The sequence below is a fragment of the Methylophaga sp. UBA678 genome (genome assembly GCF_002299105.1).
GTDB lineage: Bacteria > Pseudomonadota > Gammaproteobacteria > Nitrosococcales > Methylophagaceae > Methylophaga > Methylophaga marina.
The window spans coordinates 97,231-120,416 of record NZ_DBNG01000018.1 but is presented as its reverse complement, the minus strand read 5'-3'; the positions used below and the strand labels follow the sequence as shown (position 1 = coordinate 120,416).

At 45.1% G+C, this 23,186-nt stretch carries 18 protein-coding genes; 9 read left to right on the top strand and 9 right to left on the bottom strand.

The genetic code is table 11. The annotated features are described in order from the left end of the window. Positions 1 to 58 precede the first annotated feature (58 nt). The 9 genes from B3014_RS10105 to dsbD all read right to left on the bottom strand — a co-directional run bounded on the left by B3014_RS10105 (position 59) and on the right by dsbD (position 10,752). Positions 59 to 2,692: a class I adenylate cyclase gene (locus tag B3014_RS10105; RefSeq protein ID WP_289244135.1), complete on the bottom strand. Its 2,634-nt coding sequence runs from the start codon at positions 2,690 to 2,692 to the stop codon at positions 59 to 61. 17 nt (positions 2,693 to 2,709) lie between these two features. Next, on the bottom strand, positions 2,710 to 4,272 hold the full coding sequence (purH, locus tag B3014_RS10100; protein WP_289244134.1) for a bifunctional phosphoribosylaminoimidazolecarboxamide formyltransferase/IMP cyclohydrolase: 1,563 nt from the start codon (positions 4,270 to 4,272) through the stop codon (positions 2,710 to 2,712). Between the two features lie 32 nt (positions 4,273 to 4,304). Next, positions 4,305 to 4,595 carry a DNA-binding transcriptional regulator Fis gene (gene fis, locus B3014_RS10095; RefSeq protein ID WP_286303464.1) on the bottom strand — a complete coding sequence of 97 codons (291 nt, stop codon included), beginning with the start codon at positions 4,593 to 4,595 and terminating at the stop codon, positions 4,305 to 4,307. Further along, complete coding sequence (dusB, locus tag B3014_RS10090) at positions 4,592 to 5,599, bottom strand: tRNA dihydrouridine synthase DusB (RefSeq protein WP_289244133.1); 1,008 nt, start codon at positions 5,597 to 5,599, stop codon at positions 4,592 to 4,594. Before dusB ends, fis begins: the two co-directional genes overlap by 4 nt. Further along, positions 5,589 to 6,461, bottom strand: coding sequence for a 50S ribosomal protein L11 methyltransferase (gene prmA / locus B3014_RS10085; RefSeq protein WP_289244132.1), 873 nt, complete (start codon positions 6,459 to 6,461; stop codon positions 5,589 to 5,591). The genes dusB and prmA overlap by 11 nt, the downstream gene beginning before the upstream one ends. Positions 6,462 to 6,466: 5 nt before the next feature. Next, positions 6,467 to 7,807, bottom strand: coding sequence for an acetyl-CoA carboxylase biotin carboxylase subunit (gene accC, locus B3014_RS10080; protein WP_286303465.1), 1,341 nt, complete (start codon positions 7,805 to 7,807; stop codon positions 6,467 to 6,469). Positions 7,808 to 7,870: 63 nt separating this feature from the next. After that, complete coding sequence (accB, locus tag B3014_RS10075) at positions 7,871 to 8,332, bottom strand: acetyl-CoA carboxylase biotin carboxyl carrier protein (RefSeq protein WP_286303466.1); 462 nt, start codon at positions 8,330 to 8,332, stop codon at positions 7,871 to 7,873. Between the two features lie 22 nt (positions 8,333 to 8,354). Further along, a complete protein-coding gene (gene aroQ, locus B3014_RS10070; protein ID WP_286303467.1) occupies positions 8,355 to 8,792 on the bottom strand; it encodes a type II 3-dehydroquinate dehydratase in 438 nt (145 codons plus the stop codon). 133 nt (positions 8,793 to 8,925) lie between these two features. Then, the gene (dsbD, locus tag B3014_RS10065) at positions 8,926 to 10,752 is read right to left on the bottom strand and encodes a protein-disulfide reductase DsbD (RefSeq protein WP_289244131.1); all 1,827 of its coding nucleotides are present in this window, start codon (positions 10,750 to 10,752) and stop codon (positions 8,926 to 8,928) included. A 140-nt stretch (positions 10,753 to 10,892) separates the two neighbouring features. Between dsbD and B3014_RS10060 the strand changes: the two genes are divergently transcribed. The 9 genes from B3014_RS10060 to ppx all read left to right on the top strand — a co-directional run bounded on the left by B3014_RS10060 (position 10,893) and on the right by ppx (position 23,146). Further along, positions 10,893 to 12,539 (top strand): inorganic phosphate transporter, encoded by a 1,647-nt coding sequence (locus tag B3014_RS10060; RefSeq protein ID WP_289244130.1) that lies wholly within the window; start codon positions 10,893 to 10,895, stop codon positions 12,537 to 12,539. A gap of 189 nt (positions 12,540 to 12,728) precedes the next feature. After that, positions 12,729 to 13,421 (top strand): phosphate regulon transcriptional regulator PhoB, encoded by a 693-nt coding sequence (gene phoB / locus B3014_RS10055; protein ID WP_289244129.1) that lies wholly within the window; start codon positions 12,729 to 12,731, stop codon positions 13,419 to 13,421. 12 nt (positions 13,422 to 13,433) lie between these two features. After that, on the top strand, positions 13,434 to 14,723 hold the full coding sequence (gene phoR, locus B3014_RS10050) for a phosphate regulon sensor histidine kinase PhoR (protein WP_289244128.1): 1,290 nt from the start codon (positions 13,434 to 13,436) through the stop codon (positions 14,721 to 14,723). A gap of 143 nt (positions 14,724 to 14,866) precedes the next feature. Then, positions 14,867 to 15,823, top strand: a complete 957-nt coding sequence (locus B3014_RS10045) for a PstS family phosphate ABC transporter substrate-binding protein (RefSeq protein ID WP_289244127.1) — start codon at positions 14,867 to 14,869, stop codon at positions 15,821 to 15,823. A 136-nt stretch (positions 15,824 to 15,959) separates the two neighbouring features. Next, the gene (locus B3014_RS10040) at positions 15,960 to 18,230 is read left to right on the top strand and encodes an ABC transporter permease subunit (RefSeq protein ID WP_289244126.1); all 2,271 of its coding nucleotides are present in this window, start codon (positions 15,960 to 15,962) and stop codon (positions 18,228 to 18,230) included. Between the two features lie 11 nt (positions 18,231 to 18,241). Beyond that, positions 18,242 to 19,915 (top strand): phosphate ABC transporter permease PstA, encoded by a 1,674-nt coding sequence (gene pstA / locus B3014_RS10035; RefSeq protein WP_289244125.1) that lies wholly within the window; start codon positions 18,242 to 18,244, stop codon positions 19,913 to 19,915. Positions 19,916 to 19,918: 3 nt separating this feature from the next. Next, positions 19,919 to 20,761 carry a phosphate ABC transporter ATP-binding protein PstB gene (gene pstB / locus B3014_RS10030; RefSeq protein ID WP_289244124.1) on the top strand — a complete coding sequence of 281 codons (843 nt, stop codon included), beginning with the start codon at positions 19,919 to 19,921 and terminating at the stop codon, positions 20,759 to 20,761. Positions 20,762 to 20,782: 21 nt separating this feature from the next. After that, positions 20,783 to 21,505, top strand: a complete 723-nt coding sequence (phoU, locus tag B3014_RS10025; protein ID WP_289244123.1) for a phosphate signaling complex protein PhoU — start codon at positions 20,783 to 20,785, stop codon at positions 21,503 to 21,505. Positions 21,506 to 21,643: 138 nt separating this feature from the next. Then, positions 21,644 to 23,146, top strand: a complete 1,503-nt coding sequence (gene ppx / locus B3014_RS10020; RefSeq protein WP_289244122.1) for an exopolyphosphatase — start codon at positions 21,644 to 21,646, stop codon at positions 23,144 to 23,146. Positions 23,147 to 23,186: the final 40 nt, after the last annotated feature.

Below are 23,186 nucleotides of genomic sequence, written 5' to 3'. Positions count from 1 at the left end.
ATAATAAAGACCAACATGATAAAAGAGCCCAAGCCAAAGCGAAAGTCTGTATCACCGATTATTGATTGAAAAGTTGTTCCAGGCGGCTCTTTTGTTGGATGTATATAGCCGTTGGGTACGGATGGTTATCAGTAAATTGCAGCTGATTGATATAAACAGGATAGTTCTGCTTATTTTTCCTTAAGCTTTGAATAAATTGGCGTACTTGATCAAATAATGCCTCATCGTCTGCAAGCCCTTCGAACCATTTTTTACCACACATGATAGTGCAGGCAGCATCTAAAGCTGGGCTGGCCATATTCACTTGTACCGGTAAAAATCCTTGTGATGTCGATTGTTGGGCGATGGCATTGATTTTCCAGCCTTGCTGACTGTGACTCAGCAAATAGAAGCGGATATGTTCAAATTTATTCACGGTTTTAATGTGTGAGATAAACACATTGAGGTGACTCATCAGTGTGGATTCACTGAGATGCTGAACCTGTTGTCGAATAAGGTTGGCATATTCATCTATGAGGTAATACACCACGGTATTTTGTTCAAGATAGAGAAAAATACTGACCTGTTTTGTTGACTGATACTTTAACAGGGTATTGAGAAGTTGATCCTTATCGAGATAGCTATCCAAAGCCTGAGCAGTGAAGATTGTTGTATTATCAGCAAGGTGTTGCCAAAAACTCTGTGATAACGGACGTCTGACATATTCAACTTGCTCATCGTGCCATTGAAGTTGATAGGGACGGTCAGCCAGGTTAAGCAAAAACTTACCCTGATCCGGGTGCTGTTGATAATGTCGGCAGACTTGAGTCAGTAAAGCTTCCAAGCGCTGGTTTATGGCTTTTTCAAATCCAGGTGTTGGGCACCAGCTACTGATCTTCGGTGTCTTTGCTGGCCGCCACAATAATAGACTGGTTAACAAATCAAGAATGGCTGTTTGGCCCTGATAGAAGCCACTATAGATTTGACCATGGCTGGAAATGAATAAACAATCAACACTTAATATTAAACTCTCTTTAAAAGAGCTATAGTTGAGCGGATCATTCTGTTTGCTGGAAAGCTGAAGCCCTTGTTGCGAGAGCTTATTACTTGGTTGCTGCTCCAAGTTAGGAAAGACGAGTACCTGTTCAACGCTTTCTATATCAGTCACTGTAGCGCGATCTGTTGGAATATCTAAATCCGACATACCCTGACTGATCAGGTGCTTGCTCATTTCGATAACGGCAGAGGTCGTATACTTTTGATGTTGATCTGTCACACTCAGCCAATTGGTTTTAGCAAGCAACTGGTGATTAATAGCCCAGCTTATGACATCGATGAGTTGAGGATGCTGATATAAACCTGTTCTGGCATTGTCAGAGAGTGGCGACTGACTGAGTAACCAGTCCTGCTGCTCTTTGAACCGGTATAAAAATAACCTGTTCTCACTCGGTTCTGGACGCAAAGCTCGTGGCAACATGGGGATTTGGTTGCCTGTCGGTTGAAAACGTAAACGGTATAACTGATTTAAATACGCCGTCTCATTATGGGTATCCAATTGCTCAGATTGGCAATAATGCTGCAAAGCCTGTAGCAAGGATTGAACAACAGTAGCTAAGTTTTCAAACCAGGCCTGACTATTGTTGATATTCAGGCGACGAGTATCCAGCTTTTGTAATTGTGTCGCTGGCCATCGCCACTGGCTGGTCAATTGTTTTACACATTCTCTACGCCAAGGGTGTGGAGGATGTTTGACCTCTATGGAGAGTGCTTCCTGACTTTCTATGTAAACTATTTCTCTAGCTATTTGTTTATTGGCGTCAGTAGCATAGATCTCAATCAGTGCCAATTTCAGGGCTTGGATATCAAGTGCGGTGAAAGCCTGCTCACCACGGTAAATCGTCTGTTTTAACAGGTGAGATAACGTCGGCAATGACCTGCCTGGTTCTAGCAATAGAGCAATATAGAGTAGATCAAGTGTCGCATGACCTGTCAGTAGAAATTGCTGACATGCTTCGAAAGATTTTTTAAATACGGCATTTTTATCAATAGATTCAGCTGGGCCAAAATCAACGAGATTATATTGTTTAAATTTAGCCTGGGTTTTGAACTCATCAACAATGAGATGATGATCAGTCTGTTCTTCATGCGTTAACAACCACCAGTATGGTTCACAACCTGCCAGTACTATACCTTGCGTATAGAATTCTTCCTTTTGCCAGTCCGTTAGCGCAGTATCGTTGGTCAATGCTTTCTCGGTGATTAATTGCGCATTAAGTATCAATCCGTTCTCTGCACACCACTCAGTGATGGCGTCTAACTTTTTTTGCAGTTGATGTCGTTGTTCGATACTTAATAAATCAGAGCAAAGTAACCATAATTCGAATTCGGTTTTGTCTGAGTAGCTGAAGTAGTGATGAGGATGGAGAAGATAAAGACCACGCAATGGATAACGACGCAGAGCGCGTGCACGATGACTAAAGCTACGGTTCAGTTGTTGTGCTTGGCTTATCGTATCCTGAGAAGGACGGTAATCAAGTAAGCCGGCTGGCACATCATCACTAATATACCCTGGCAATAGCTTGGAGTTGATATGTAGAAATAATGGCAGTAATTGGAAAATTAACGCCTGCCGAGCAGGCGCCAATTCGATTAAGTGTTGGAAGCGCTGATAATTTAGCGATTGGAATAAACGATAAGCCTCAACGCGATCCACAAAAAGTCCACGTGTATTTAGTGTCTAAAATGACGCATGCCAGTAAATACCATGGCAATACCATGTTCATTGGCAGCGGCAATGACTTCGTCATCACGCATTGAGCCACCCGGTTGAATCACCGCTTTAATACCGGCAGCAGCGGCGGCATCAAGCCCGTCTCTAAACGGGAAGAATGCGTCAGACGCCATCACGGCACCCGGCACAGTCAGACCTGCATCTTCCGCTTTAATACCCGCAATGCGGCTGCTGACAACACGGCTCATTTGACCGGCGCCGATGCCCACTGTTTGCTGGTTTTTAACATAAACAATCGCATTTGATTTCACAAACTTAGCCACACGCCAAGCAAATAATAAGTCGGCCATTTGCTCTTCGGTTGGCGCCTGTTCTGTGACTACTTTCAGGTCAGCTTTCTGCACCAGTGCTTCATCACGATCCTGAACTAATAAACCGCCATTAACCCGTTTGTAATCCAGACCCGTTTCAGTATTGCTGACAAACTCACCACACGCTAATAAACGCACATTGGCTTTTTGCGCCACAATGGCTTGTGCTTCATCCGTGATAGATGGTGCAATGATGACCTCAACAAACTGACGGTCAATAATGGCTTTTGCTGTATCGGCATCTAATGGACGGTTAAATGCAATGATGCCACCGAATGCTGAAGTAGGATCTGTTTCGTAGGCTAAATCATAAGCTTTAAGTAAGCTATCAGATACCGCCACACCGCAAGGGTTGGCATGTTTAACAATCACACAGGCCGGTGCTTCTGGGAATGCTTTGACACATTCAAGCGCAGCATCAGTGTCGGCAATGTTGTTATATGACAGTTCTTTACCCTGCAACTGTGTGGCTGCACTGATGGTGCCTGAAGCAGGATTTGCTTCAGTGTAGAAAGCGGCATTTTGATGCGGGTTTTCACCGTAACGCATATCTTGTTTTTTCACGAACTGGCTATTAAAGGTGCGTGAGAAAGTGGCTTTTTCATCACCCGTTAATTTACCCAGATAGTTAGCGATAGCACCATCATAATGGGCTGTGTGTTCGAATGTTTTAACCGCTAAATCGAAACGGGTTGCATCATCTACTCCACCATTGGTTTCGATTTGTGCCACAACGTTGGCGTAATCTGCAGGATCAATCAATACCGTCACATCAGAATGGTTTTTAGCGGCTGCACGTAACATGGTTGGGCCACCGATATCGATATTTTCAATGGCCATCGGTAAGGTACAGTCATCACGCGCAATGGTGGCTTCAAACGGATAAAGATTGACCACAACCAGATCAATCGGCGCGATATCATGCTCTGTCATGATGGCATCATCTGTGCCACGACGACCGAGTAATCCCCCATGAATTTTAGGGTGTAATGTTTTGATGCGACCATCCATCATTTCAGGAAAGCCAGTATGTGATGACACTTCTTTTACAGGCAGACCTGCTTCAGCTAATAATTTTGCTGTACCGCCAGTAGATAGCAGTTCTACACCTAACTTGTTTAATTGCTGGGCAAGTTCAAGCACACCTGTTTTGTCAGATACGCTCAATAAAGCACGTTTGATTTGATTCATTGAAAATCACTTCCAGGAGATAAAAAATCGATTTATAAGCCGTATTGCTTGAGTTTTTTACGTAATGTACCACGGTTAATACCGAGAATTTCCGCTGCACGGCTTTGGTTACCATTGGTATGTTCTAGTGTTGCTTTGAGCAGAGGCACTTCGACTTCCGTCATTAACATTTCATACAGGTTGGCAGCAGGATGGCCTTCGAGTTGCTCAAAATAATCGGCCAGAGCACGTGATACACACACACTGAGTGGCGCCGTTGTCTGCTCAGCCGCGACAGCTAGCTCTGCGCATGTTGTTTTATCTTTGGCTAGCGGTTGAGTCATGCGGCTTGTATATCCTGTTGTTCTTGTAGTTGATCAAAAAACTGACGTGTAAAGTCTACTTGTTGCTGCGGCGATTCGAGTAAATTCATTTCCTGACGGAAGGCATTTCCATTACGTAAACCTTTGCTATACCAAGCAATATGTTTGCGTGCCATTCTCACACCTGAATAATCACCATAAAAATCGTACAGGTTTTCTAGATGCTCAATCAAGATCTGACGAATCTCTGCAAGAGAAGGAGATGATAACAGTTTGTTATGCTCAAGGTAATGGAGAATTTGTCTAAAAATCCATGGGTTACCCTGTGCCGCCCGGCCAATCATTAAACCATCGACACCTGTTTTATTGAGGACTTCAGCGGCTTTAAGTGGGGAATCGATATCGCCGTTGGCAATGATGGGTATTGAAGTGACCGTGGCTTTTATTTCTGCAATCGTGTCGTATTCGGCTTCGCCTTTGTAGGCATCAGCCCGTGTTCTGCCGTGAATGGCTAAGGCTTGTATGCCTGATTGTTCCGCAATTCGAGCAATGGTTAATCCATTGCGGTTATCTCTGTCCCAGCCGGTGCGAATTTTTAGTGTGACAGGGACATCTACGGCATTCACTACTGACTCAAGAATGTTGGCAACGAGGGATTCATCTTGTAACAAGGCCGAGCCCGCCATGACATTACAGACTTTTTTTGCAGGGCAACCCATATTAATGTCGATAATATGCGCACCCTGATCCACATTGTGCTTTGCTGCTTCAGCCATCATGACCGGATCGGCACCAGCAATCTGTACGCTTCGGGGTTCAGGCTCACCAGCATGATTCGCTCTTAATAAGGATTTTTTACTGGCCCACAAGGCTTTGTTCGCTGTAATCATTTCTGATACAGCCATGCCAGCGCCCAAGCGACGACAAAGCTGGCGGAAGGGACGATCTGTTACACCTGCCATAGGGGCCAGAAATAAATTATTAGGTAAGTGATATGGCCCGATGGCGATGGTTTTACCGAGCATGACGTGTGCCGCTTAATCGAATCCAATCTTCTTTGACAACTGCTGGCTGCATATCAAACCAGGCTTGATAGCTTTCAGATACTTCCTCTGCTTGTACTTGTAAGATGCCTGACAAGACAATCTCTGCATTGGGCTTGGCAAGGTTAGCAAACAGTGGTGCCAGGGTTTGCAATGGACCAGCAAGAATGTTGGCCAGCAATAAATCACACGGTTCATCCGGACAATCGCCGGGTAAATAGGCTTCGATTTCGACGCCATTTCGCGCCGCATTGGCACGTGTCGCTTCAAGCGCCTGAGGATCGGTATCGACACCAATGACTCGCTCAGCACCCAGCAGTGCTGCCGCAATCGCTAAAATGCCACTGCCACAACCATAATCAATGACGTATTTACCTTTAAGATCGGCTTGATCTAACCAGTTCAAACATAAAGCGGTAGTGGGGTGTGTACCGGTACCGAACGCCAAACCAGGATCGAGCATAATATTGACAGCATCAGCTGCGGGTGGTGTATGCCAGCTAGGACATATCCACAAACGCTCGCCAAACTGGATAGGATGAAAGTTATCCATCCACTCTCTTTCCCAGTCTTTGTCTTCAACAGCTTCTACCCGATAAGACGGTGGATCGGTTATCAGTGTTGATAACATATTGCCGACGTCATCTGGATTCGTTTCAGCATCAAATAACGCCACAATCCGAGTGGCTGTCCACAGTGGTGTTGTCCCTAGATCCGGTTCATAGATAGGTTGATCCGCATCATCTTCAAATGTGACAGCGACTGCACCACACTCTGAAAATGCATCAGACAAGGCATCTGCCTTGTCTGATGTGGTGTTACAAATAAACTGAATCCAGGCCATAGTGATTACAGACCCAGTTTCTTTTCGAGGTAATGAATATTGGTACCACCCGTTTGGAAGTGGGTGTCATCCATGATGTCACGTTGTAATTCAACGTTGGTTTTAATGCCTTCAATACCAATTTCTTTTAACGCTGTTTGCATACGGGCAATCGCGATATCACGCGTTTTACCATAGGCGATCATTTTACCAATCAGCGAGTCATAATTAGGTGGAACACGATAACCACTGTAAATATGAGAGTCCATACGGATGCCGGCACCGCCTGGTGCATGATACGAGGTTATTTGTCCCGGGCTAGGCATAAATGTACGAGGATCTTCCGCATTGATACGACATTCAATGGCATGACCGCGCATGACAATGTCTTCTTGTTTGATAGAAAGTGGCTCACCTGCAGCAATACGGATTTGCTGTACCAGTAAGTCAACATCCGTTACGCGTTCAGTGACCGGATGTTCTACCTGGATGCGGGTATTCATCTCGATGAAATAGAATTCACCATCCTGGTAGAGAAACTCAAAGGTACCTGCACCACGGTAACCAATACGTACACAGGCTTCCGCACAAATTTTACCCATGCGGTCACGCATTTCTGGGGTGATACCAGGAGCAGGTGCTTCCTCGACCACTTTTTGATGGCGACGTTGCATTGAGCAGTCACGTTCACCTAAGTGGATAGCATTACCATGTTGATCGGCAAGTACCTGAAATTCAATATGGCGTGGGTTTTCCAGGAATTTCTCCATATAAACCATACCATTACCAAAGGCCGCTTTCGCTTCACTACGAGTTAATGCAATGGCGTTAAGTAAATGTGCTTCGCTGTGAACTTCACGCATACCGCGACCACCGCCACCGCCAGCGGCTTTGATTATGATGGGATAGCCTATTTCACGAGCCAGACGTAAGTTGGTTTCATCGTCATTGCCAAGCGGACCATCAGAGCCTGGTACACAAGGCACGCCAGCTTCTTTCATGGCTTTGATTGCTGACACTTTATCGCCCATTAAACGGATAGTTTCAGCACGTGGACCAATAAAAATAAAGCCGCTTTCTTCAACACGCTCTGCAAAGTCAGCATTTTCAGATAAGAAGCCATAACCTGGATGGATAGCGGTGGCATCAGTGATTTCTGCAGCACTAATTAAAGCTGGAATGTTCAGGTAGCTTTCATTCGACGGGGCAGGGCCAATACATACTGTTTCATCTGCCAGTAAAACGTGTTTTAAGTCACGGTCAACAGTTGAGTGAACCGCCACTGTTTTAATACCGAGTTCCCAACAGGCCCGCAAAATACGCAAGGCGATCTCGCCTCGGTTAGCAATAACAATTTTATCGATCATAATTTGGTTTAATCCACAATTCAGAGTGAGCAATAGCTATTTAACGAATAGCCCGCGTTACTGTTATTCGATAATGACTAGTGGCTCATCAAACTCAACAGGATCACCATTTTCAACCAGAATAGCTTTTACTGTGCCACTGCGATCAGCTTCGATTTGATTGAACATCTTCATCGCTTCAATAATGCAGATGACATCGCCAGCCGAAACGGATTGTCCGACTTCAACAAAAGGCGCAGCTTCCGGCGAAGATGAGCGATAAAACGTACCGACCATAGGTGAACGCACGGCATTGGCTTCATTTACAGCGCTGCTTGTTTCTGCAACAGCTGGCGCGGCTGCAGGTGCTGCTGGTGCGGGAGCCGGAGCGGCATAGTGTGTCGGTGCTGGCGTGCTGTAAGAAATAGCAGCTGAATGTTGATTACGACTAATGCGTACAGACTCTTCACCTTCTGAAATTTCAATTTCAGATACGTCAGATTCCTGAATCAAATCAATCAGTTTTTTAATTTTACGAATGTCCATGCTAAAACCTTATATTTAGTCGTTATGAGTTTAGTTGTTTGATTGCGGCAGCCAAAGCTAATTCATAGCCTTGAGTGCCGAGCCCGCAAATCACACCGACTGCTATATCTGACAGGTAGGAGTGATGGCGGAATGTCTCGCGCGCGTGAATATTAGAAATGTGTACTTCGATGAAAGGAATTTTGACCGCAGATAAAGCATCACGTAAAGCCACGCTGGTGTGTGTGAATGCCGCTGGATTAATGATGATAAAGTCAGCCTTCCCTTGAACTGCATGAATTTTATTAATCAGTTCGTGTTCTGCATTGGATTGAAAAAAATCGAGTTGATGTGAAGCTGTTTTTGCGATGACATCCAGGCGTTGGTGAACATCGGCCAGCGTATCTGCACCATAATGTTCGGGCTCGCGTGTCCCAAGCAGATTGAGATTGGGGCCGTTAAGCACAACAATATTCGCCATTACGATCCTTCAATTAAGGGTCAAAGATAATAGGCGGAATTGTGCACCAGCAGACTGATGATGTCCAGTTTGTCGAAATAAAAAGCGGCTTTTTGTTGCTATTTTCGCCGAAAAGACGGCTTTCTGAGCATTTCTATGGTTGACTCGCCATTTGGCGAATATGGTCTAAAAAGGTGTCAGCTTTCACAAAGCCAACAAGTCGGTGTTGTGACAGTTCTTGGCCTGTTTTATCGAAAAACAGCATGGTGGGAGGTCCAAACACACGCAGTGCTTTGAGCATTTCTTGATGCACTTGTGTATTTTCTGTCATATCCAGTTGCAGTAATGTGTAGCCTTTCATTGCTGCAAGCACGTCAGGATCTTGGAATGTTGTTCTTTCCATGGTTTTGCATTCCGTACACCAGTCAGCATAAAAGTCCAGCATTATGGGTTGTGTTGTGGATGCGAGACGTTGGTTAAGCTCGTCGAGATCAGCAATTTGAGTAAAAGCAAGGTGCTGAGTTTCTGCTGATTTGCCTGAGCTACTGACTATGCCGTGAAGAGGTTGCCAAACGTTTTGATTACCACTTGCACCGCCTACCATAAGCAATGTGCCATATATAAAGAGTATTAAGCCCAGTCCTTTATTAAGCTTGTTGAAATCTGTTGCATCGATATCAAGTCGGTTAAATGCACCAAGATAGACAGCTGAAACGATCAATAAGCCTCCCCATAAGCTCATGGTCAGCCAGCCGGGAATGATCCGTTCCAGCATCCAGATAGCTAAACCGAGCAGCAGTACACCAAAAATTGATTTGATAAAGAGCATCCAGTTACCGGCTTTGGGTAAGAGCTTACCAGCAGAAGTACCGATAATCAGAAGTGGTATACCCATGCCGATACTCAGCGAGAATAAGGCGAGACCGCCGAGAACAGGATCAGCATGCTGTCCGATAAAAATTAAGGTTCCGGCCAGTGGTGGAGCCAGGCAGGGACCAACAATCAAGCCCGACAATAAGCCCATTACAGCCACGCCCATCAATTTGCCACCTTGTTGTTTGTGACTGAGTTGATGTAAGCGATGCTGTACTGAGTGAGGAAGTTGAAGTTCGTATAAACCAAACATGGATAAAGCGAGGATAACGAATAGCGCACTAAAAGCGCTGATTATCCATGGGTTTTGGAACATCGCTTGTAAATTTTCACCCAACAAGCCTGTCACGACACCAGCGATTGTATAAGTGACAGACATGGCCAACACATACACTAATGATAAGGTGAAGGCTCTGCGTGTAGTGATATGCTCTCCCTCACCGACAATGATGCTGGATAAGATTGGGATCATTGGGAAAATGCAGGGTGTAAATGCCAGTAGCAGACCCAGACCGATAAAACCAAGGATGATTTGCCCCAGATTTTCCTGCTCGAGTTTTTGAGCGATACGGTCTTGCTCGGTAAGTTGGCTGGCAGCAGGCGGGTTGATACCTTGAATATCTTGTTCTACAGCGCCACTTATGGCGGGTAAAGCCAGGTCGATTTGTTGTTCGGAAGGCGGATAACAGATGCCAAATTTTTCAGAGCACCCCTGGAAAAGGGCCTTCAAGGTGAAGGTCACGGCTTCCTCCGGTCGTTGCTTTATCGGAATAATGACAGATAGGGCGTCATGATAAACTTCGACCAGACCAAAGGTCTCATCCTGTTTGTTTTCTCCTGCAGGAAAACTGATGTTGCCAAGCTTTATCTTGTCATTGCCGATGACATCAAACTGTAGTTTATCGCGGTATAGGTAGTTACCTTCCAGCACCTTCCAATGCGCCAAAATACTGTTGGCATCATTCACTTCTGCTCGAAATTGAAACGCCTCTTCTACAAGTGGCGGAACATCGTCGTTGTTACTGAAACCTAGACCATCAAAAAGGCTGCTGCGCGCATGTGCATTAAAAACGCTTAGCAGAAGTATAAAAAATAAAAATTTTTTCATCAGTCTCAAATGCTTGTCAGAAGGTTGTATAACTAGACAATCATAGCAGGCAATAGTTACATCAGTCTTGTTTGGGGTATGCCTTGTGTCACATTGCTGTAATAATTGCGCCGTTTTGGGTCGTTAAAAACGGAATGATCGTGGAAATCAAAGACATCCATAAAATTGAAAAACAGGCTTACAAGAAGAGTCATGGCGAATTAACCAGAATCGGCATGGCCCTTTTTTTTATGGTGGCCGTCTTAGGGTATAGCTTCATCACCAGTGGTGGTGTGCCTAATAATCTTTTTCTGGCGATAGCCACTGTTTTTGGCGCCTATATGGCCATGAATATTGGTGCTAATGACGTAGCCAATAATGTTGGCCCTGCGGTCGGTTCCAAAGCATTGACGATGACCGGCGCTATCATTATCGCGATGATCTTCGAGGCGAGTGGCGCCATCATTGCTGGTGGCGATGTGGTTTCCACGATTAAAAACGGCATCATCGATATCGATAAGTTTGGTCAGCAGAGTGACACGTTTATCTGGGCCATGATGGCAGCCTTATTAGCGGCTGCACTTTGGTTGAATATGGCGACTTTTGCTCGGGCGCCCGTCTCCACCACACACTCCATTGTCGGTGGGGTAATGGGGGCAGGTATTGCTGCTGCTGGATTTGAGATAGTGAACTGGGGCACGATGGGCGCCATTGTAGGATCGTGGATCATATCCCCTGTGATCGGTGGTGTCGTAGCTGCTGCCTTCTTATTTGCCATCAAAAAAACCATTATTTTTCAAGAAAATAAAATAGCTGCATCACTGAAATGGGTGCCCGTTTATGTCTCGATAATGGCATGGGCTTTTGTGACGTATTTGGTGTTAAAAGGTCTGAAGCATATTTGGCCGAAATTCTTAACCCTAATCAATGACTGGTTCTTCACCGTAGAAATCGTTGACAAACCAACTATGCTGCAAGCATCAACCATCGGCTTGATTCTGGCGATTATTTCATTTTTTCTAGTCAAAGCCTCATTGCGCCGTCGTTTGCCGAAATTAAACAATGATCGTGAAAGCATCAATATCCTGTTTACTATTCCGCTGATTTTTGCCGCAGCCTTATTGAGCTTTGCGCATGGTGCGAATGACGTTGCGAATGCGATTGGTCCGCTTGCGGCTATCCATGATGCCGTAATGACAGGAGGCATTAATGCTAAAGCAGGTATACCTTTTTGGGTAATGGCCGTAGGTGCTTTTGGTATTGCACTTGGCTTGGGACTCTATGGCCCGAGATTGATTCGCACAGTAGGCGGCGAAATCACTGAGCTCGATCAAATGCGTGCCTTTTCAATCGCCATGGCTGCTGCCATCACAGTGATTATTGCCAGCCAGCTTGGCTTACCGGTCAGCTCTACACATATTGCTATTGGTGGTGTGTTTGGGGTCGGTTTTTTACGCGAATGGATGGATAAGTCGAGTAGTCTGAAGCAGGAAATTGAGCGCGACAAACAAGAAATACAAGAAGAAAAACGTTTATTGAGTGCTTTACGTAGCGAGCTCAATATGCTGTTGGATAAAAAGCAAAAAACCGCGGCAGATTATCAACGTATCACACAATTATATAGTTCGATTGACCGCGAAAAAGATACGCTGAAAAAAGCGAAGAAAGTACTGAAGAAAGAAAAGAAAAGCTTATATGTCAAACGCGACATTGTAAGAAAAATTATTACAGCCTGGTTAATTACGGTGCCAGCGGCAGCTGTTTTATCGGCGTCATTATTTTATATGATTAAAGGAATTATGAATTAAAACAGGGATGTATGTGTTGACATAAAACTGTCATATAGCCACAGCTTCTGTTAAGAATCTGTGGCTTTTTTATTTTTTGATGGGTTTAATCCGTTGTTATGACAATAAAAATCACGCTTGTTACTAAAATGTCATAATTCAGAGGTAAGATAGCCCTTAATTATCGAAGCAAATAGTTGGACGAATTTTATGGCTACAAGCGTATTAGTGGTTGAAGATGATGCTGCCATCAGAGATATGTTGTCGTTTACCCTTAAGCAAGCAGGTCTAAGTTGTGTCTCAGTAGGTGATGCCGAGTCAGGTCTGGATGTCTTAAAAAATGATCAACCGGACATGATTTTATTGGATTGGATGTTACCCGGCATTGATGGCATAGAATTTATTCGTCGATTGCGTGCAAATGAGTTCCTGGCGAATATTCCAGTTATCATGCTTACCGCTAAAGGTGAGAGTGAAGATATGGTCAAAGGCCTGGCGGTAGGGGCTGATGATTACGTCAATAAACCTTTTTCTCCCCCCGAGCTGATTGCTCGCATCAAAGCGGTATTGCGTCGTTGCCAGCCACCAGAAAATGAAGATGCTCAGAAGTTACAGTTTGCGAATTTGGTACTGGATACAAAGAGTCACCGGGTGACGGTAGATGATGTGCGTGTTGAGTTAGGCCCAACCGAGTTTCGTTTACTGCACTTTTTTATGAAAAATCCTGAACGGGCGTATGGTCGATCGCAGTTACTCGATTACGTTTGGGGAGATACGGTATACATTGAAGAACGCACAGTCGATGTCCACATTCGCCGATTACGCAAAGCGCTGGAACCAACAGGTCATGATCAGTTTATCCAGACCGTCAGAGGTGTTGGCTATCGTTTTTCAGTCGATTAAGCGAACTGAATCATGCAATGGGATAATTGGCGACTGCTAACGCTTGTCAGTCTGGCAGGTTTTGTTGGGCTTTTGTTTGGTCAAATGATGGCTTTTATGTTTGTGGCCTCTTTGGCTTACGCTTTGTGGCTGCAGCATAATTGGTACAAACTCTGGTATTGGTTACAAAAACCTAAAAAGCGGCGCTCCCCCAGTGCGGAAGGCGTGATTGATGATGTTTGTCGTCAAATAGAACAAATGCGCCAACAAAACAGCAATCGCAAGAAAAAAATGACTGATTACCTCAAGCGGTTTCAGTCGGCTACCGCTGCCTTACCTGATGGCATTGTTGTTCTTGGTGAATATGGTGAGGTGGATTGGGCAAATCAGGCCGCCCGGGAATTATTAGGTGTGCGCTGGCCGCGTGATAATCATGTCAGGATTAATAATCTGATTCGCGAGCCTGCTTTTCAACAGCTTCTGGAAAATCATATTCATCTGGGCGGCACAGCAACAGTCAAATCACCCCTAAACGAAGATATTCAACTAGAGGTGAAATTAGTCAACTACATGGGATCAGGCCGGTTATTGATTGCTCGTGATATCACCCAAACAATCAAGCTACAGCGAATGCGGCGTGACTTTGTTGCCAATGTATCGCATGAACTAAAAACCCCGTTAACGGTATTGCGTGGATACCTAGAAGCATTCACAGAGGACACAGATTCGGAGCAGTGGAAGATGGCCCTCCCTGCTATGCGCCAGCAGAGTGAGCGCATGCATATGATGATCAAAGATTTATTGGTACTGTCGCAACTGGAAACAGGGGAGAAGTCCTTACGCAGAGTGCCAACGGATGTTGAAAAATTACTGCATTCAATTATCGAAGATGCCAAAGCATTGGAGCACTTTCATGACCATCAATTTAGCCTTAACCTAGAAACTGATAAATGGCTTGTGTGTGATTTAGGTGAAGTACGCAGCGCAGTATCAAATCTGGTCTTCAATGCTGTGAAATACACACCAGCAGGCTGCTCAGTGACACTGAGTTGGCGTGAAACTGACAATGGTGTGTGCATTGAGGTGGCTGATGAAGGGGAAGGGATTGCCGCTCATCATCTGGAGCGGTTAACAGAACGATTCTATCGTGTTGATAAAGGTCGAAGTAGTGACGCGGGTGGCACAGGACTTGGGCTCGCCATAGTAAAACATGTACTTCAGCGGCACGGTGCCAAGCTCATCATCAATAGTGAGCTTGGTAAGGGTAGCAGCTTTAAGTGCTGTTTCCCTGAAACGTCTGCGGTGGAGAAAATTCCGGTCTAAGTCGCTGGCAAGTAAACAATATTGCCGTTGTAACACAGTTGTCATATTACTTTCATATGCTTGTCACACGAAAAACTCATACTACCTAGCGCTTACGTTAATAACGTTGCTTTTTTTCTTATAATCTTTGGGAGTTGAACACTATGTTCAAGAAAAACCTTGCTCTGCTAGGTGCTGCAATGACAATGGCTTTCTCGCCGCTGACATTTGCGGGTGATGTCGATCCTGCTTTACCTGACTATGAAAAAGTGAGTGGTATTTCAGGTAGCTTGTCGAGTGTTGGTTCAGACACGTTGGCGAATTTGATGACCATGTGGGCCGAAGAGTTCAAACGTGAATATCCAAATGTCAGTATTCAAATTCAGGCTGCGGGTTCTTCAACAGCGCCACCTGCCTTGACTGAAGGCACGTCTAATTTTGGTCCAATGAGCCGTAAAATGAAAGACAAAGAAGACGCGGCTTTTGAAGCGAAATATGGTTATAAAGCAACGCCAATTCGTGTGGCAATTGATGCGCTGGCTGTGTATGTACACAAAGACAACCCAATCGATGGTCTGACAATTCCTCAAGTTGATGCGATTTTCTCTGCAACACGTACATGTGGTTATCCAGAAGACATCACTAACTGGAGTCAGTTAGGTCAGGATTTAGGTAATATTCAGTTATACGGACGTAACTCAGTTTCTGGTACATACGGTTATTTTAAAGATAATGCGCTTTGTAAAGGTGACTACAAAAACAGTGTGAATGAGCAGCCAGGTTCTGCTTCTGTTGTTCAAGGTGTGACTAAATCACTGAACGGTATCGGTTACTCAGGTATTGGTTATAAAACGTCTGGCGTTAAGGCTCTGGCATTAGCAAAAGAAGAAGGTGGCAAAATGACACCAGCTACATTAGACAATGCAGCTAATGGTTCATACCCGCTTTCACGTTACCTGTACGTTTACATCAACAAAGCGCCTAACAAACCTTTGGCACCAATTGATCGTGAATTCGTTAAAATGATTTTGTCTAAAGTGGGTCAAAAAGTAGTCGTCAAAGATGGCTATATTCCACTTCCAGATGCCGTTGTTGAAAAAGAATTGCAAAAGCTGCAATAGAGCAAGCCTTTGCAGATACGAGAGAAGCGCCCCGTTTTTACGGGGCGTTTTTTCTAAATTTATCGCTAAATACACTCCAAATCAGTATGTTTAGCAATGAAGAAAGCAAAAAAATAAACTTAAGTGGTATGGCTAGATGCAAGAACAAACAGTCGAGAATAGTGTATTACCAGCGCCTGGTTCCAAGGTAGCAAAGCGCCGCCGTGCCTGGCGTGAAACCAAAGACCGCGTAGCCAAATATGGCGTGGCGGTAGGTGGTATATCGGTCATCCTCGCCATTGTGCTGATTTTCTTCTATCTACTTTATGTTGTGATGCCGTTATTCCAAGGCGCCAGCCTCAACACGGAAGCTACCTATCACAGCGATACAAAGCAGCCAGTGTTTTTATCCTTGAATGAATACAACACCGTGGCCATGGCAGTGAATGGTGATGGTGGTGTCCGTTTTTTTGAGGCAAAAAACGGCAAGACGATGAATGAAGTCAGCTTGCCTCTGGAAGGAAAAGTAATCAGTAGCGTCAGTGCCGGCGCAGCCACTACCGGAGTATTCAGTTATGGCTTTGCTGATGGCCATGCTTTAGTGTTCAAAGAGCGTTATAAGGTCACGTATCCAACCGGAACACAGCGAGTAATTGTGCCTGAAATCACTTATCCGCTGGGTGAAAAGCATCTCCTTATAGATGCTCAGGGTCAGGCGATTGATTTACTCTCCGTTCAGAGTTACGAAGATAAAACGACTTTTGCCGCTTACACTGAAGACAAACGTTTAGTTTTAAAACGTTTTGAAAAAGAAGCTAATTTTCTTGATGACACACAGTTCACTATCAAGGAAGAGGCACATGAGATTGTGGTTGAAGGCGCTAGTCAGCTGACTAAGGTTAAGCTCGATATTGATCAGCGTGAACTTTATCTGGTCGATGATAAAGGGTTTGTTTATTACTACGACGTACAGAATCTCAATAAGCCACGACTGATTCAGAAAATCAAAGCCGTACCGACAGGGGTCGATATCACTAGCTTTGAGTTCCTCACGGGCGGTATTTCAGTCCTGATAGGTCGTAGTGACGGTCAGATTGATCAATGGTTTCCTGTCAGAGACAAAGACAATAACTACACATTACATAATGTGCGTAGTTTCGATGCACAAAGCAGTCCGATTATTGCCATCGCACCAGAACAGGCCCGTAAAGGCTTTGTCACGCTGGATGAGAGCGGCCACTTAGGTATTTACCACACTACCGCTCATCGCACGCTACTGGTTGAGCCTTATGTTGATAATAATGCCGTTATTGCTTTATCACCTCGGGCCAATGGTCTTATCAGCTTCACCAATAAAGGTGATGTCAGGTTGCTGGATATTGATAATGAACATCCTGATATCTCATGGCATTCCTTATGGGAGAAAGTCTGGTATGAAAGCCGTGATAAACCAGAATATATTTGGCAGTCCTCTTCGGCCAGTAATGACTTCGAACCTAAATTCAGTTTAACGCCGCTAACCTTCGGCACCATTAAGGCTGCTTTCTACGCGATGCTGGTGGCAGTGCCACTCGCTATCATGGGCGCTATTTTCACTGCTTATTTCATGTCGCCACGGATGCGCAGCTTTGTGAAACCGACTATTGAAATAATGGAGGCATTACCAACCGTTATTTTAGGGTTTTTAGCGGGCCTCTGGTTAGCCCCATTGGTCGAAGATCAACTACCGGGTGTTTTTACCTTACTGTTTATGTTGCCCATCATGATTATTTTGACCGCCTGGGGCTGGACGAAACTTCCCAAGCACTGGCGTGAGCGTATCCCGGATGGTTGGGAGCCTGCGATCTTAATTCCTATCGTGCTGCTGGTGGGGTATGTCTCCATGGCTTCAAGTGGCGCAATTGAATTATGGTTATTTGATGGCAATATGCCGCAATTCCTGAATGAAATGGGTATTGATTATGACCAACGAAATTCATTAGTTGTGGGCTTGGTGATGGGCTTCGCTGTCATTCCAACCATCTTTTCAATTACTGAAGACGCTATTTTTGGTGTACCAAAGCATTTAACTATTGGTTCTTTAGCGCTAGGTGCCACGCCATGGCAAACCATGACACGTGTGGTGCTGCTAACCGCCAGCCCTGGTATTTTCTCGGCGGTGATGATTGGTCTAGGACGTGCTGTAGGTGAAACCATGATCGTGTTGATGGCCACCGGTAACACACCAATTATGGATTTTAATATTTTCGAGGGGTTCCGAGCGCTTTCAGCCAATATTGCTGTAGAAATGCCCGAGGCAGAAGTCGCCAGCTCGCATTATCGGGTTCTGTTCCTGGCCGCATTAGTGTTGTTTTTAGCAACGTTTGTTCTGAATACTGTTGCTGAAGTAGTGCGTCAGCGTTTACGTAATAAATACAGTTCGCTGTAGTAGGAAATAGGATGAAACAACGTTCTTCAATGAAAATCTGGTTTGATAGCGGTAAACCCTGGGTCTGGTTAAACGCTGGTGCTGTCAGTATCAGTCTGGTCATGGTAGTGGGGTTAATTGGTCTTATCGCTGTGCGTGGATTAAGTCATTTCTGGCCTGCTGATATTGTCGAGCTGACGTATGTCGAGCCCGGCGAAGAAAAAGTCATGTTAGTAGGGGAGCGGGTTGATCATGAAACTGTGCCAGCAGCACGGTTAGCACTATCTGGTGTGCATTTACCCGAAGGACAAGAAACAGCGAATCGTACTTTATTAAAAATCGGTAACCGTGACTTTTTTGGGCTCGACTTTCGCTGGATTAATGATCCCTGGATAGCTGATACTCAAAAACCTGCGGGACTGATGTCAATAGAACGTCGCGAGTGGGGTAATTTCTATGGCTACCTTGTGAATGTGAAGCAACAAGGTGAAATTGTTGCGGAGGGTGAGCAAGCCTGGGATGAGTTTCAGACCCGACTGGCTCGCAGTAATGCTTTATTCAGCAAAATAAAAGAGATTGAAAAATCGGAGATTGGCAAAATCAATCATGGTCTTGAAGAGCTTCGGATTGATGAACGGCGTCTGGAACTGAATGACGTTGAAAAAGGTAGCCAGCCTTATTTAGAAATAGAAGAAGAGCGCCAACAACTCAATGCACGGTATGCAAAAATCCGTGTGGAGCTGGATGAACTCTATACAGGACTGAACCGGGATCAGATTACCGTCAGGATTGCTGATGGTCGTGAAGCAGACATTCCCATGGCAAAAATTGTTCAGGCCTATAAACCCAATGCCATGACGACACTGCAAAAATTGGGACAATATTTCCATAATGCCTGGGAGTTTGTGTCTGGTGAGCCTCGTGAGGCCAATACAGAAGGCGGTATTTTTCCGGCTATTTTTGGCACAGTCATGATGGTGATGATTATGTCAGTCTTAGTTACACCGTTTGGCGTTATTGCCGCTGTTTATTTGAAGGAATATGCCAGACAGGGCGCAGTAGTTCGACTTATTCGGATTGCTGTGAATAATCTCGCCGGTGTGCCGTCGATTGTTTACGGTGTTTTCGGTCTAGGCTTTTTTGTCTATTTTATCGGTGGCAGTGTGGATGAGCTGTTCTTCCAGGCAAAATTGCCTTCACCCACATTTGGCTCACCAGGCTTATTATGGGCATCGCTGACATTAGCGATTTTGACAGTACCAGTCGTGATTGTGGCGACAGAAGAAGGCTTGTCACGTATTCCTAGAGCAATTCGCGAGGGTAGCCTGGCTCTAGGGGCAACTAAGGCTGAGACCTTGTGGCGGACTGTATTACCAATGGCTGCACCAGCCATGATGACCGGATTGATTTTAGCCGTAGCGCGAGCGGCTGGTGAGGTTGCACCACTTATGATGGTAGGGGTAGTGAAACTGGCGCCGTCATTGGCGATTGATAATATCGCGCCCTACCTGCATTTAGATCGTCAGTTCATGCATTTGGGGTTCCATATCTACGATGTAGGGTTCCAAAGCCCTAACGTTGAGGCCGCCAGACCGTTAGTGTATGCGACCGCCTTTTTATTGGTACTGATAATTGTTGTGCTGAACTTGGCAGCGATTGGTATTCGTAATCGTCTGCGAGAAACTTATAAAGCAAGTGAGAGTTAAACGATGGAAGCAGTGAAAGAACAGAAAAACGTATCACGAGGTATTGATATTGAATCGATGCAACGCGGCCCTCGTGTGACCCTGGACAATGAAACACTGTGCCTGCAAGTGAAAGATTTCAATCTGTTTTATGGTGATAAGCAAGCATTGCACAACATTAATATGCAGATTCCAAAGAACCGCGTCACCGCGTTTATTGGTCCAAGTGGTTGTGGTAAGTCTACCTTGTTACGCTGTTTTAACCGCATGAATGATTTGATCGATACTGTTCGGATGGATGGCCAGTTATTGCTGGATGATATGGAAATTAATTCACCCTCAGTGAATGTGGCAGACTTACGCCGTCAGGTTGGTATGGTGTTTCAGAAACCCAATCCATTCCCTAAATCGATCTATGAAAATGTAGCGTATGGCCTCAGGCTGCAAGGTGTGAATGATCGCTCTACACTGGATAAGGTGGTGGAAAAATCATTAAAAGGCGCGGCACTTTGGGACGAAGTCAAAGATCGTTTGCATGAGTCAGCAATGGGCATGTCTGGTGGTCAGCAACAACGTTTAGTTATTGCCCGCGCGATTGCCATTGAACCCGAGGTTTTATTATTAGATGAGCCGGCGTCAGCATTGGATCCACTCTCTACCTTAAAGATCGAAGAGTTAATCTACGAGCTCAAGGAGAAGTATACGATTGTGATCGTGACGCATAACATGCAGCAGGCAGCACGCGTTTCAGATTACACCGCCTTTATGTACATGGGCGAATTAATTGAGTTTGGTGCCACGGATGAGCTCTTTACTAACCCAAGTAAAAAACAAACAGAAGATTATATTACCGGCCGTTATGGTTAATCGGCGCTGAGGAGAGAAGACATGGTTACAACTACTTCCCAACATATTTCGCAACAGTTCGAGAATGAATTACAGGATATCCGTTCTCGCGTGTTAGCGATGGGCGGTCTAGTCGAGCAGCAAGTTCATAGTGCAATGGAAGCATTAATTAAAGGTGATGCCGATATCGCTCGTGAAGTGATTGCTAATGACGAAGACGTCAATTTAATGGAAGTGAGCATTGATGAAGAGTGCATTCAGATTATTGCACTTCGTCAGCCAACGGCAGGGGATTTACGTCTGGTATCAGGCATATTAAAAACCATTACCGATTTAGAACGTATTGGAGATGAGTCAGTACGTATTGCCAAAATGGCACTGAATCTGTCTGAAAAGGACCGTCCAAAACACAACTACCGTGAGCTGCAAGCAATGGGTAACCATGTGCGTGGCATGCTGCGTGATGCATTAGATGCCTTTGCGCGATTTGATGTCGATATGGCGCTTCGTGTCGCCAAAGAAGACCGTGAAGTAGATGCAGAATATGAAGCCATTCTTCGTCAGCTTATGACCTATATGATGGAAGATACTCGTGCCGTGACGCGTGTCATTGATATGATGTGGTCTGCGCGCTCGTTGGAACGCATTGGTGACCACGCGAATAACATCTGTGAACACATTATTTATTTGGTAGAAGGTAAAGATGTGCGTCACTTGAGTATTGAAAAAGCCGAGCAAGTGATTAAAGGTCAAATTATTGAATAAAAATCGATGGTTCTTATCGCTTTTACAAAAGGCCCGGCTGCATTTTAGACCGGGCTTTTTTATGAAAAAAACGATTTAACATTGTCCACCAGCAATCAGCTAGTGCAGAATAAACCTAAAACTGAACTGATAGGTGCTATGCAAGAAACAAATCAAGATGTGCTGGCGGCCGTAGATCTAGGCTCTAATAGCTTCCATATGATCATTGCTCGAATGCGAGATGGTCACTTCCAGGTGGTGGATCGACTTCGGGAAATGGTACAGCTGCGTGCTGGACTGGATAAACATCATTATCTTTCGCTCGAGGCGCAGGAACGTGCCATCGCCTGTTTAGAGCGGTTTGGAGAGCGTATTAGAGACCTACCTTATGGTAGTGTCAGGGTCGTGGGCACCAACACCTTACGCATCGCTCACAATTCACGCCGTTTTTTACGACAGGCGCGTCTCGCTTTAGGCCATCCCATAGAAATTATTACCGGTGAAGAAGAAGCACGTCTCATTTATCTGGGTGTGGCGCACTCGCTGGCTTTTGATGATAGTCGTCGTTTAGTGATGGATATCGGTGGCGGCAGCACCGAATTCATAATAGGAGATGGCTTTAAAGGCTTGATGCGAGAAAGCCTGGAAATGGGCTGTGTCAGTTTTTCACAAAAGTTTTTTGCTGATGGCAAAACCACAGCAACGCAAATGCAGCATGCCATGCTAGCGGCGGCGAGACGCATCCGCTACATTCAGCGACCTTATCGACAAGCAGGTTGGCAGGAAGCGATTGGTGCATCTGGTACGATTCGCACTGTTGCCAATATTTGTAAAGAACAAGGCTGGGCAGATGATGGCATCATTACTGCCAAGGCATTGGAAAAGATGGTCAATCATCTTATCGAAGCCGGTAGTGTTGAAGAAGCCAAATTACAAGGGTTATCCGAAGAGCGGAATAATGTCATCGCGGGTGGGCTATGTGTCTTGGCTGCTGCCTTTGAGCGACTTGGCATTGAAAAAATGATCGTATCGGATGGCGCTCTTAGAGAAGGGTTATTGTATGACCTGCTCGGTCGTATTCAGCATGATGATGAACGTGACCGTACTGTGCTGGCTTTGATGCGACGCTACCACGTCGATGAAGCCCATGCGGAGCGCGTTGCGGTGATGGCATCACAGCTTTATGAGCAAGTCGCCCATGACTGGGAGCTGGATCATGATGAGTTATTGCACCGCCTGCAATGGGCCTGCAAATTACATGAAGTCGGTTTAGCCATTTCTCACAATCAGTTTCATAAGCATTCAGCTTATTTAGTTGAACATTCAGATTTACCCGGCTTCTCTCGTGAAGAGCAACATGCTTTATCCGTGATGGTCAGAGGACAGCGCCGCTCGTTTCCGAAGAAACATATCAATAAATTACCGGATGAAATGCAACTCACTACACAGCGTTTAACCGTGTTGTTGCGATTGGCTATGGTGTTTAACCGTGGACGTTCTGAGCGTGCGGACACCTACATTAAACTGAAATTAGACGGTAAAAAAATGGAACTGGTCCTGCCTGATGGCTGGTTGAAAGAACATCCACTGACGGAAGCAGACTTAGAGCATGAAGTGGAACAGCTAAGGAAGGTTGATCTGAAGTTAAGCGTCATAGCCTGACTTAATATAAAAAAGGCGTCTCTGATAATCGGTTTCAGAG